This window comes from Nonomuraea sp. NPDC049269 (assembly GCF_043197155.1).
In the GTDB taxonomy this organism is placed as follows: domain Bacteria; phylum Actinomycetota; class Actinomycetes; order Streptosporangiales; family Streptosporangiaceae; genus Nonomuraea.
Map to the genome: position 1 here is coordinate 550511 of NZ_JBICSO010000009.1, position 11873 is coordinate 562383.

At 70.1% G+C, this 11873-nt stretch carries 12 protein-coding genes and 1 pseudogene; 3 read left to right on the forward strand and 10 right to left on the reverse strand.

All coding sequences use genetic code 11. The annotated features are described in order from the left end of the window. Positions 1 to 196: 196 nt before the first annotated feature. From ACGFNP_RS45780 to ACGFNP_RS45790, 3 genes are all read right to left on the reverse strand, one after another. Positions 197 to 967: a hypothetical protein gene (locus tag ACGFNP_RS45780; RefSeq protein WP_358324634.1), complete on the reverse strand. Its 771-nt coding sequence runs from the start codon at positions 965 to 967 to the stop codon at positions 197 to 199. Further along, complete coding sequence (locus ACGFNP_RS45785; protein WP_358324637.1) at positions 964 to 1881, reverse strand: ATP-binding cassette domain-containing protein; 918 nt, start codon at positions 1879 to 1881, stop codon at positions 964 to 966. The genes ACGFNP_RS45780 and ACGFNP_RS45785 overlap by 4 nt, the downstream gene beginning before the upstream one ends. Positions 1882 to 1963: 82 nt before the next feature. Then, positions 1964 to 2635, reverse strand: coding sequence for an acVLRF1 family peptidyl-tRNA hydrolase (locus ACGFNP_RS45790; protein ID WP_358324639.1), 672 nt, complete (start codon positions 2633 to 2635; stop codon positions 1964 to 1966). Positions 2636 to 2742: 107 nt separating this feature from the next. On the opposite strand from ACGFNP_RS45790, the gene ACGFNP_RS45795 reads away from it, so the two are divergent. Continuing rightward, the gene (locus ACGFNP_RS45795; RefSeq protein ID WP_358324642.1) at positions 2743 to 3768 is read left to right on the forward strand and encodes an EAL domain-containing protein; all 1026 of its coding nucleotides are present in this window, start codon (positions 2743 to 2745) and stop codon (positions 3766 to 3768) included. 155 nt (positions 3769 to 3923) lie between these two features. Here ACGFNP_RS45795 and ACGFNP_RS45800 read toward each other — a convergent pair whose 3' ends face one another. Then, entirely contained in the window at positions 3924 to 4529 is a 606-nt protein-coding gene (locus ACGFNP_RS45800; protein ID WP_358324645.1) for a response regulator transcription factor, read from the reverse strand. Then, on the reverse strand, positions 4526 to 5659 hold the full coding sequence (locus tag ACGFNP_RS45805) for a sensor histidine kinase (protein WP_393329277.1): 1134 nt from the start codon (positions 5657 to 5659) through the stop codon (positions 4526 to 4528). Before ACGFNP_RS45805 ends, ACGFNP_RS45800 begins: the two co-directional genes overlap by 4 nt. An 86-nt stretch (positions 5660 to 5745) precedes the next feature. Between ACGFNP_RS45805 and ACGFNP_RS45810 the strand changes: the two are divergent. Beyond that, positions 5746 to 6849 (forward strand): annotated as a pseudogene (locus ACGFNP_RS45810) (RNA-guided endonuclease InsQ/TnpB family protein); the annotation flags it as partial. Positions 6850 to 6950: 101 nt separating this feature from the next. On the opposite strand, the gene ACGFNP_RS45815 reads toward ACGFNP_RS45810, so the two are convergent. From ACGFNP_RS45815 to ACGFNP_RS45835, 5 genes are all read right to left on the reverse strand, one after another. Further along, complete coding sequence (locus tag ACGFNP_RS45815; protein ID WP_393329279.1) at positions 6951 to 7685, reverse strand: ABC transporter permease; 735 nt, start codon at positions 7683 to 7685, stop codon at positions 6951 to 6953. Beyond that, entirely contained in the window at positions 7685 to 8569 is an 885-nt protein-coding gene (locus ACGFNP_RS45820) for an ABC transporter ATP-binding protein (RefSeq protein WP_393329281.1), read from the reverse strand. The genes ACGFNP_RS45815 and ACGFNP_RS45820 overlap by 1 nt, the downstream gene beginning before the upstream one ends. 69 nt (positions 8570 to 8638) lie before the next feature. Continuing rightward, the gene (locus ACGFNP_RS45825; RefSeq protein ID WP_393329283.1) at positions 8639 to 9172 is read right to left on the reverse strand and encodes a carbonic anhydrase; all 534 of its coding nucleotides are present in this window, start codon (positions 9170 to 9172) and stop codon (positions 8639 to 8641) included. Between the two features lie 115 nt (positions 9173 to 9287). Continuing rightward, positions 9288 to 10139 (reverse strand): ATP phosphoribosyltransferase, encoded by an 852-nt coding sequence (gene hisG, locus ACGFNP_RS45830; protein ID WP_219528546.1) that lies wholly within the window; start codon positions 10137 to 10139, stop codon positions 9288 to 9290. Between the two features lie 62 nt (positions 10140 to 10201). Then, positions 10202 to 10465, reverse strand: coding sequence for a phosphoribosyl-ATP diphosphatase (locus ACGFNP_RS45835; RefSeq protein WP_214636287.1), 264 nt, complete (start codon positions 10463 to 10465; stop codon positions 10202 to 10204). A 244-nt stretch (positions 10466 to 10709) separates the two neighbouring features. Between ACGFNP_RS45835 and ACGFNP_RS45840 the strand changes: the two genes are divergently transcribed. After that, a complete protein-coding gene (locus ACGFNP_RS45840; protein ID WP_393329285.1) occupies positions 10710 to 11816 on the forward strand; it encodes a cytochrome P450 in 1107 nt (368 codons plus the stop codon). Positions 11817 to 11873 lie beyond the last annotated feature (57 nt).

Sequence of the window (11873 nt, forward strand, 5' to 3'; positions counted from 1 at the left end):
GCGGAAACAGCCCAGACGCGCACCCGACGGACGGCACCGGCCCCGGCACGGAACCGACCGGCGGAAGCGGCCCCGGGACGCACCCGACCGGCGGAAGCAGCCCCAGCATGCGTCCGACGGGCAGAGGCGAGCCAGACACGCACCCGACGGACAGGCGCCGCCCAGGCACGCGGCCTACGAGGGGCGGAGGCGGCGTTCATGCGTCCCGCCCGCGCAGCATCACCGCGGCACCGCACAGCGCCAAGACGATCCACCCGAGCACCACGACCGTCCCCGGTACGGGCTCCAGCACGCCGCCGGTGCCGTCGATCTCGTACATGGCCTGCAGGGCGGGCGTGGGCAGGTAGGGCAGGACGGTCTCGCGCACCGGGGCGGGCAGCGCGCCCGACAGCACCGGAGGAAGGAGCACGATGACGGCCACGAACACGGCGATCGCGCCGGCGGTGTGCCGCACCATCGTGCCGATGCCCAGCCCGAGCAGGCCGACCGCGACCGTGGCGGCCGCCACCCCGAGGATCGCCCGGACGATGTGCGGGTCACCGAGCGTGAGGCGGGCGGTCTCGTCGACGAACGCCTGGTTGGCCAGGAACGCCAGTAAGTAGGCCGCGACCATGATGGGGGCGGTGACGGCGACCAGGACCAGCGCCTTGGCCCACAGCACCGGCAGCCGGCGCGGCACCGCGGTCAGCGTGACCCGAATCAGGCCACCGCCGTATTCGCTGGTCATCATCAGCACCCCGAACACGCCGATCGCCAGGGCGAACAGCAGGAACCCGCCGCCCACCGCCTGATCCGCGACCGGTGTCGCGGGCGCCGGCTCGCGGGCGGCGGTCCAGCCGATGATCGCGGACAGGCCGATCAGGAGTTGCGGGATCATGCCGAAAACGAACCACGTAGCGCGCAGCGTGTACAGCTTGGTCCATTCCGACCGCAGGACCCGGCCGAAGGTGATCTGGGACGCGGTCACGGCAGGCTCCCTTCCTTCGCGGAGAACTCCATGGCGTCGCGGGTGAGCCGCATATAGGCCTGCTCCAGCGACGCGCGGCGCGGGCTGAGCTCGTGCAGGGCCAGGTCGTGCCCCCTCGCCAGGGCGCTGATCGTCTCGACCGGCAGGCCGCCGATCAGCAGGGTGCCCGGCTCATCGGTCGTCACCGCGGCTCCCTGCCGGACGAGCAGGTCGCGTAGCTCGGTGGCCTGCGGGCTGCGGACCCGCACGCGATCCACGCCGGAGCGGGCGATCAGCTCGGTGGTGGAGGTGTCGGCCAGTAATCGGCCCCGGCCGATGATCACCAGGTGCTGCGCGGTCATGGCCATCTCGCTCATCAGGTGGCTGGAGACCAGCACGGTGCGGCCGTCGGCGGCCAGTCGCCCGAGCAGGGTACGCAGCCACAGCACGCCGTCGGGGTCGAGCCCGTTGACCGGTTCGTCCAAGATAAGGACGCCGGGGTCGCCGAGCAGCGCCGCCGCGATGCCCAGCCGCTGGCGCATGCCCAGGGAGAAGCCGCCCGCCCGGCGCCTGGCCACCGGCTCCAGGCCCGTCAGCGCGAGCACTTCGTCCACCCGGGACGCGGCGATCCCGTGCGTGCGCGCCAGCGCCAGCAGGTGGTGGTAGGCCGTGCGTCCCCGGTGCGCGGGTGTCGCCTCCAGCACCGCGCCGACCTGCCGCAGCGGGTCGGGGTGGTCGGTGTAGGGGCGGCCGTTGACGGTGGCCGTCCCGGCGCTCGGGCGGTCGAGGCCCACGATCGCGCGCATCGTCGTGGACTTGCCGGCGCCGTTGGGCCCCAGAAAGCCGGTGACCTGACCCGGCCGTACGGAGAAGGACAGGTGGTCGACGGCGGTGACGCCCCCGTAGCGTTTGGTCAGCTCCCTTATCTCGATCACGTGGTCAACGCTAGAGACGGGCGCTTCGGCGCACGACCACCCTGGGTCTGGTCTTGGCCGCCGTGCGTGTCAGCCTCAGGTCTTACGAGGCCCCGCCTGTGGTGGGTGGGTCCACCACGCGAATGCGTACCGCGCGGAACAGGGCGGGCGTGTCCTTGAGTACGGCGAGCTTCGGGTCGGGGACGACGAGGAACGGTTCGGTCTCCAGCGCCAGCAGGCCGGCCAGGCGCCGGTCGGCGCGCAGCGCGTCCACGGCCCGGCGGTCGCCGCCGAGCACGACCGCGTCCAGCTCGCCCTGGCACGGCGACAGGACGCGCAGCACGGTCTCGGCCGCCGCTTCGAAGGCCTGGCCCGCCTGGTTCTGCCTGCGTCTGGCGAAGCGCTGCTGCGACCACCCGCCCGCCGCGGTACGCCCCTGGACCAGCCGCGACCCGACCTTGGACGTCACCAGCCGCGACCCATGGAACAGGCCCGCCGCGTAACCGCCCATCCGTACCAATATGACCCCTATGTGCCGCTCCGTCCGCGCGTGGGCGACAAGCCTGGTCACGTACGGCGGCCCGGCCTGCAGCGGCGGGAAGGGCACGTACAGCTCCGCCAGCGCCCCGTCGGCGGCCACCAGGCGCACGACCCGCTCGTCACCGGTGGCCTCGAACGGGCCATGCCGGTCGGCGAAGCCGTCGATCCACGGGTGCACGCGCTCGGGCACCACGGACACCCACCGCCCGCCACCCTTCGCCGGTCGCGCACTCATGCCGGAAGGCTATCCGAACGGAGACCACGCCCAACTCCGTGGGAAATATCGGTGAATTTCGCTTCAAGCCACTTCTGCCCGACGTGGCGCACCACCATCATCGCAACGTGTCCTCCCTGCTCACCAGCCCCGTAGTGGATCTTGACACGGGAGCCGTCATCGCACGCCCGGCGGTCATCGACCCGGCGGGCTACCTCAGGGCCGACCCGCTGCCCATGGTGCTGGAGCTGCCCATGCGGATCGTGCTGGCGGGCGCGGGCGCGCTGGCTCCGCTGCACGAGGCGATGCGGCGGTCGGGCAGGCACCCGCGCGAGGCCATCGTGCTGCTCACGGGCCCGTGCGGGGCGGCCGACCGGCCGGTGTTGAAAGTGACGCTCGACGGGCTGCGCAACCTCGGCTACCTGCTGGGCTTCAGCGACGTGGGCACGGAGAGCGTGCCGCTCGACATCATCGCGGACGCCTCCCCGTACCTGCTGGCCCTGGCCCCGGAGCCGGCCGGGGGGCTGCCGGGCGACCATCGTCCGGCGGCGGTGGCACGGGCGGTGGTGGCACTGGCCCGCGGTCTCGGCGCGCACGCGCTGGTCGCGGGGGTCGAGCACGAGGCGCAGCTCGCCGCGGTGCGCGGCTGGGAGGTGCGGCTGGCCTGCGGGCCGCTGCTGAGCCCGGGACCCGACGGGAAGGTACGGGTGCCGCTCCCGGCCACCGCCGGGGAGCCGTCCGTCACCGCACGGCTCGGGCCGCGCGTGCAGGAGCTCCTGCTGCCCGCCGTGACCCTGCCCGCCGGAGCGAAGGCGGAGGAGGTGATGGCGGCCTTCGGGCAGGAGCCGTCGATCACCAGCGTGATCCTGGTGGACGAGTACCAGCGGCCCAGGGGCAGCCTCGATCGCAGCCGGTTCCTGCTGTCGTTCGCGGCCCGCTACGGGCATGCGCTGCACGGCTCGAAGCCCGCCCAGCGGCTGGCCGACCCGCCGCGTACGGTGCCGAAGAGCACCCCCGCCGTGGCGGCCATGCAGGCGGCGGGCCGGGACTCGGGCCGCGTCTACGACGACCTCGTGGTGACCGACGAGCTGAACCGCTGCCTGGGCATCGTGCGGGTGTCGGACCTCATCCGGCAGGTGGCCTGGGCAGGGTGATCGCCAAGCTCGACCCTGACGTGATCGCCATGCAGGAGTGGGCGGGCCAGGCAACAAGACACGGCTACCACGAGGCGCGCAGCTCCTCGCTCCTGGTGCTGTCGCAGCGGCCGATCGCCCTGAGTCGGAGGTACGGCAGCGCGGTGCCGGCCGAACTAGAGCCAGCCCTGGGTTTTGGCGCGCTGGACGGCCTCGATGCGGTTGCGGGCGTGCGTCTTCTGGATGGCCGACGACAGGTAGTTGCGCACGGTGCCCTCCGACAGGTGCAGGTGCCGGGCGATGTCGCCGATGGTCGATCCGTCGGCCGCGGCGGCCAGCACGTCGCGTTCGCGGGCCGACAGCGGGTTGGGCCCCGCGCTGAGCGCCGCCGCCGCCAGCCCCGGGTCGATGACCCGCTCCCCCGCGTGTACGCGCCTGATCGCCGCCGCCAGCTCGCGGGCCGGGCTGTCCTTGACCAGGAAGGCCACCGCACCCGCCTCCATGGCGGTACGCAGGTAGCCGGGGCGGCCGAACGTGGTCAGGATCATCACCCGGCAGCCGGGCACCTGTTCGGTGATCCGGGCGCCCGCGCTGAGGCCGTCCATGACGGGCATCTCGATGTCGAGCAGGGCGATGTCCGGGCGTTCCGCGAGCGCGACGGCCACCGCCGCCTCGCCGTCGGCCGCCTCGCCGACGACCTCGATGTCGGGCTCCAGGCCGAGCAGCGACGCCAGCGCGCCGCGTACCATGCCCTGGTCCTCGGCCAGGATCACCCGGATCACGCCGCCGCTCCGGCGGGGACCAGCACCCGCAGCCGGAAGCCCGCCCTGGCTCCCGGACCCACCTCCACGGTCCCGCCCGCTCCGCGCACCCGCTCGGTCAGGCCCTGCAGACCGCTGCCGAGCCGGAACGGCTCCTTGCCCTGCCCGTCGTCCATGATCTCCAGGATGGCGTGTTCGCCGTCGTACGTCACCCCGATCTCGCAGCGACGCGCCCGCGCGTGCCGTACGACATTGGTGGTGCCCTCGCGCACCGCCCACCCGAACAGGCCGTCGAGCAGACCGGGCAGCGGTGTGCCCGAGATCCGCACCTGCGGCTCCACGCCCGCCGCCCGCAGCACGGACCTGGCGTTGTCGAGCTCTTCCGGCAGGCTGCGCTGGCGGTAGCCGGTCACGGCCTCGCGCACCTCGGTCAGCGCCTGTCTGGCCACCGACTCGATGTCCTGGATCTCCTTGGACACCCGTGGGGAGTCCTCGGCCAGCCGCCCGGCCAGCTCGCTCTTGAGCACGATCAGCGAGAGGCTGTGGCCGAGCAGGTCGTGCAGGTCGCGGGCGATGCGCAGCCGCTCGTCCGCCGCGGCGAGCCGGGCCACCTCGCCCTGCGCGTCGCGCAGTTGCTGGGCCAGGACCCTGGTGTTGCGTACGCCGATGAACAGCACGCCCAGAGTGACCACCTGGAGCCCCAGTATGGCGATGGAGGTGGCATCATTGCCGTGCAGCAGCCCGCAGCCGACGACGACCCCCAGCATGGCGACGATGCCGAACCCCGCCCGCCGGGGCGACAGGATCATGGAGAAGAGCACCGTGGTGTAGACGGGCAGGCTCAGCCAGCCGCCGCCGAAGACCAGCGCGGCGCCCACGGCCAGCGTCGTGGTGAGGGCGAGCAGCGGGTAGGTCGACGGCGTCCGCTCACGGAAGCTGCGCGGGCTCACGACGGTCGCCAGGTACGAGAGCACGAACGCGACCAGCGACAGCCCCGCCCAGACGGCCTTGACGCCGGCGACCTCCCCGGTCACGATCTCCGCCAACGGGAAGATCAGGTAGATCATCCCGAAGGAGATCCCGAACAACCGCCGGTAGCGGGACGAGTCTCCTCTCGTCCCGCCGAAGGTCAGCAGATTGGCCCAGTTCATCAGATACCTCCGAGGGAAACTCCCGCCTTCAGGCCATATCGAACACTCGTACGATACTTACATGATCGTGTAGTAGAATGTGAGGCGTGGCGCAGATCGTGAAGCGGGCATACAAGTACCGCTTCTACCCGACGTCCGGGCAGGCCGAAGAGCTGGCCCGGACGTTCGGCTGCGTCCGCCTCGTCTACAACAAAGCCCTGGAAGAACGCACCCGCGCCTACACGCTGCAAAAGCGTCGCGTCTCCTACGTCGAGTCATCGGCGATGCTCACGGCGTGGAAGCGCAGCGGCGAGTTCGACTTCCTGTCCGAGGTGTCGTCCGTCCCGTTGCAACAGGCGCTGCGGCACCTGCAAGCGGCGTTCGCGAACTTCTTCGCCAAACGCGCGAAGTACCCGACATTCAAGTCCCGCAAGAAGTCGCGGACGTCGGCGGAGTACACCAGGTCGGCGTTCCGCTGGCGAGACGGCGCGCTGACGCTGGCGAAAATGGACGCGCCGCTGGACATCCGCTGGTCGCGTCCGCTTCCCGATGGCGCGCTCCCGTCCACGGTCACCGTGTCCCGGGACGCGGCCGGGCGCTGGTTCGTGTCCCTGCTGGTCGAGGAGAAGATCAGCCCGCTTCCACCGGTGGATCAGAATGTGGGCGTGGACGCTGGCATCTCGGCGCTGGCCACGCTGTCGACCGGCGAGAAGATCGTCAACCCCCGCCACGAAAGCCGCGACCGGCGCAAGCTGGCCACGGCGCAGCGGGCGCTGGCCCGCAAGGAGAAAGGCTCGGCCAACCTGGCCAAAGCGAAACTGAAGGTCGCCAAGATACACGCCCGCATCACCGACCGCAGACGCGACCACCTGCACAAGGTCACGACACGGCTTGTTCGCGAGAACCAAGTGATCGCCGTGGAAGACCTGACCGTCCGCAACATGGTCAAGAACCACTCGCTGGCCCGCGCCATCTCCGACGCGTCCTGGCGCGAACTCCGCTCGATGCTGGAGTACAAGGCAGCCTGGTACGGGCGCACACTCGTGGCGGTCGACCGCTGGTTCCCCTCCTCCAAGTTGTGCTCGGCATGCGGGACGCTGCACGACAAGATGCCGCTGAACGTCCGGGAATGGACATGCGCCTGCGGCGCGGTCCATGACCGGGACGTCAACGCGGCCAACAACGTGCTCGCCGCCGGGCTGGCGGAGAGCTGAAACGCCTGTGGAGCCGATGTAAGACCTCAAGAGGAGACCTCCTCGACGGGCGACCGGCGGTGAAGCAGGAATCCCCTCCCTTCAAGGAAGAGGAGCAGTCAAGCCCGAACAGTAGCCCGCCGATAGGCGTACGCGGCGGCGCCTCCGAGCACGACCGCCCACGCCACCACGATGAGCACGTCGGACATCGGCACACCGTTGCCCGCGATGACGTTCCAGCCGAGATTGGCGTAGTGGTAGGAAGGCATGAAGTGGGCGAGGGTCCGCATCGTGCCCCCGATGGCGTCGATGGGGAACCAGAGCCCGCCGAGCAGCGACAGGGCGAACATACAGATCATCGCGGCGGGCTGGGCGGCGTCGGCGCTCAGCAGCGAGCCGATGAACAGCCCGAGCGCGATGAACGGGACCGTGCCGATCCACAGCGACAGCAGCAGCGGCAGCCACTGGCCGGCCGGCATCGACACGCCCTGCTGCAGCACGCCGGCCGCGCTGACCAGCAGCAGCGACGGCAGCACGAGGACCATCGCGGCGCCGAGCTTGGTGACGATGATCGCCCAGCTCGGCAGCGGGGTGATCTGCAGCTGGCGCAGCCAGCCAGACTGGCGTTCCTGCGCCCAGGGCACGGCCGAGCTCATCATGGACGAGGCGAGCGCGCCGTAGGCGGCCATCGACACCAGCAGGTAGGTGCTCATCCGCACGCCGCCGGCGTCCTTCTGGTCGCCGTAGATGTTGGCGTTGATCAGGTAGAACACGACGGGGAACAGCACCACGAAGATGATGTAGCGCCGGTTGCGCAGCATCCGCAGCGCCTCGATCTTGGCGTAGTAGAGCATCAGGACTCCCTGGTGAGGGCGAGGAAGGCGTCCTCTAGGTCGGCGCCGGAGAGCTGGAGGTCGCGCACGTCGAGCGTGGTGCCCCGGTAGAGCCCGGCGAGGGTCGCGTCGGTGTCGGAAGTACGCAGCGTGGCCGTGCCGGCGGCGATCTCGACCGCGGTGACGCCGGGCAGCAGGTCGAGCCCGGCCGCGGGCTGCTCGCCGAGGGTGAAGCGGACGGCCTGGCCGCCGACGTCCGCCTTGATCTGCGCGGCGGTGCCGTCGGCCACCACCTTGCCCTTGGCGATGACGATCACCCGGTCGGAGTGCTCATCGGCCTCCTCCAGGTAGTGCGTGGCGAACAGCACGGTCCGGCCGCCCGCCGCGTAGCCGCGCATGCTCTCCCAGAACCGCAGCCGCGACTCCACGTCCATGGCCGCGGTCGGCTCGTCCAGCAGCAGCGCCTTGGGCGCGCCCGCGATCGCCAGGGCGAACCTGACGCGCTGGGACTGGCCGCCGGACAGCTTGTTCGCGCGCCGCTTCACCAGGTCGGTGAGGTCGGCCAGCTTGAGGATCTCCTCCAGGCCCAGCGGCTCGGGGTACAGGTTGCGGACCAGGTCGATGAGCTCCTTGACCGACAGCTCGGGGATGAGCTGGCCGCTCTGCAGCATGGCCCCCATCTGGCCGGCCGCGACGGCCTGGCGGGGCGTGCGGCCGAACACGCTGACCGTCCCCCTGGACGGTCGCAGCAGGCCGAGCAGCATGTTGATGGAGGTCGACTTGCCGGCGCCGTTGGGGCCGAGCAGGGCCACGGTCTTGCCGGGCTCTATGGAGAGGGACACATCGTCGACGGCGAGGACGTTCCCGTAGTCCTTGCTGACGTGGTCGAACACGATGGCGTTCATGAGGTCAACGGTAGGTTCGTGGATCTTGCCTGGTTAGTGCGTTACCTCCGGGGTTGGCGGTGACATTTGTCAGGCGACGCGCCGCACCAGTCCCGTGTCGAGGCTGTAGTAGGCGCCGACCACGCTGGCGGCCTGGCCGGATAACACGGCGTCGGCTCTCAGACTCGCTACCGTACGTACGGTGTGCGCACGGACCATTGCGTCCACCTCGCCCCCGGAACCGGTGTAGACGGGTTCGAGGGCGGCGACGATGCTGGGCAGCTCGCCGGGCAGCGTCTCCTGCTCGCGCAGCGCCCTGGCCGCGGCGGAGACGGCGCCGCAGCGCTGGTGCCCCAGGACGACGACGAGCCTGGCGTGCAAGGCCTGCGGGCCGAACTGGACCGCCGCGGTGACGAGCCGGTCGACGGTGTGCGCCGCCGTACGCACGACGAGCAGATCGCCCAGCCCGGCGTCGAAGACGACCTCGGGCGGCACCCGTGAGTCGATGCACGACAGCACCACCGCGTATGGCGACTGGCCCGCCGCCACCTGCCTTCTGCGGTCGGGGTCCTGGCGCGGACGGCGGGACGCGCCCGCCGCCCAGCGCCGGTTACCGCGCTGCAACGAAGCCCACACCTGCGACGCCCCGGCATCACAGAAGGGGAGATAACGGGTGGCAAGCGATTCGTCACGCACAGCTATGTGATTCCCGGACGGGACATCACCTAGCGGACAGATCTCACAGGCGGCAGGCGTAGATGTCGGTGGCCAGGATGGCCCTTGCCCCGATCTCCCAGAGCTGGTCCATCACCTGCTGGTGCCCGCGCCGCCGGACCATCACCCGGACGGCGACCCAGCCCTCGCGGTGCAGCGGTGAGACCGTGGGGCCCTCCATGCCGGGCGTGAGCGCGATGGCCTCCTCGATCCGCTCGGCGCGGATGTCGTAGTCCATCATCACGAAGTCGCGGGCGTGCACGACGCCCTGCAGGCGGCGGACGAGCTGCTCGATGCCGGCGTCCGCCCCGTTGCCATTGCCCTGCTGCTTGATCAGCACGGCCTCGGAGCGCATGATCGGCTCGCCGAACACCTCCAGGCCGACGTTGCGCAGCGTGGTGCCGGTCTCGACGACGTCGGCGACCGCGTCGGCGACGCCCAGCCTGATGGCGGTCTCGACCGCCCCGTCGAGCTTGATGACGCGGGCGTCGACGCCGGACTCGGACAGGTATTTGCCGAGCACGCCGGCATAGGAGGTGGCGATGCGCAGGCCGTCGAGGTCCTTGACCGACGTCATGGCACCCGCCTTGGCGGCCAGCCGGAAGGTGGAGCCGCCGAAGCCGAGCGGCATGATCTCCTCGACGGGGGCACCGGAGTCGACGCGCATGTCGCGGCCGGTGATGCCGGCGTCGAGCATGCCCTCGCCGACGTAGACCGCGATGTCGCGGGGTCGCAGGAAGAACAGCTCGCAACCGTTGTCCTCGTCGACGACGACGAGCTCCTTGCTGTCCCTGCGGGACCGGTAACCGGCCTCTTTGAGCATGGTCTGGGCGGCCTCACTGAGCGCGCCCTTGTTGGGTACGGCCAGACGCAACATGGCTGTGTGTCCTTGATGTCTCGCGGGCTGGTAGGTGTACGGGCTGACGGGCGCGGGGCGCCCTAAAGATGCTTGTACACCTCATCCAGCCCGATGCCCTTGGCGAGCATGAGCACCTGCACGTGGTAGAGCAGCTGGGAGATCTCCTCGGCGGCCCGGTCACTCGACTCGTGCTCGGCGGCCATCCAGCTCTCGGCGGCCTCCTCGACGACCTTCTTGCCGATGGCATGGACGCCGGCGTCGAGCGCGGCCACGGTGCCCGAGCCCGCGGGCCGGGTGCGTGCCTTCTCTGACAGCTCGGCGAACAGCTCTTCGAAGGTCTTCATGATCTCTCTCGTCGGTCGGCAGGCGTGCGTGACAAGCCTAGTCTGCGCGCGCGGGTCACCGCCCCGCCGTCCGCCACGCGAGACGACCGGGCGACTATAGCGCACTGTTGACTCCCACATCTTACTCATCTATTGTCACACGAGCTAAATAAGGCAATTGGCGCAGTTTTTAGCGGTATATGGAGACTTGGTGTCGACGGAAAGTCCCTTTCCACATTCGCTCCGTGTCCTACTAAAACCGGAAATGCTACGCAATCCAGCTCCCGTCTATGCCGCCTGGCGGGAAACGGACCCGTTCTTCTGGTACGGCGAACTCGGCACCTGGGTGCTCACCCGATATGCCGATTGCGCCGCCGTACTCAAGGGTCTGGATCGCTTCACCTCCGACTGGCGGCGGCTCGGCGAGCGAACGCCCGACGAGCTGGTCATGTTGCAGACCGTCGATCCACCCGACCACCCGCCCGTGCGGCGACTGCTCACCGCCGCCTACCGGGCCCAGGACCATGCGGTGCTGGCCGGACGCACCTCGGAGCGGGTACGGCGGCGCCTGGCCGGGCTGGCGGGAACCGAGTTCGACTTCGTCCACGAATTGGCCATCCCGCTGACCGTGGAGACCATCTGCGAGGTGCTGGGAGTCGATCCCCCGGATCTCGACTGGCTCAACCGTGTTTCCCCGCCCGTCATCGACACCATGGACGGCGGACTGCGCCCCGAGGTGATACCGGCGGGCATGGCCGCGCGGGCCGAACTCGATGAGTTAATAGAACATTGGATGGCCGACCATCATCCGGGCGGCATGTTGGCGTTTATCAGTGATCGTACCCATGAAGCCGACCGCCGCCTGGTGCTGAATTCACTCCGATCGACCTTCCACGCCGGCTTCGAATCCTCTGCCCGGTTGCTGACACTCTCTCTCCTCGCCTTGACCGATAATCCTGGCAGCCTCCTCGAATTCTCCAAAAATCCTGATTTAGCGGTTGAAGAGTTGATTCGCTACACCAGTCAGGTTCAGGTGCTCGCCCGCGGCTGCCTGGCCGACACCGAAGTCGGCGGCAGAAAGGTCCGCGAAGGAGAGGGCGTGACGCTGATCATCGGGGCCGCCAACCGCGACCCGGCCGTCTTTCCCGACCCCGACGTCCTGCGGCTGGGCCGTTCCCCCAATCCCCACCTCGGCTTCGGCCGCGGCCTGCACGCCTGCCTGGGCGCCGGTGTCGCCGCGATGCAGACCAGGGCGCTGTTCACGGAGCTCGCCCGCGGCTACCCCGCCGTCCGGCCGCGCGCCGAGCCGGTGATGTGGGACAGCGGCACCCTGCGAGGAGTTCGGACTCTGCCCGTCGACCTGGGGAGGTGATCCGACATGCGGTACGCCTACTGACCGACTGGTCGCCGTGGCCCGGGCCGGCCACGG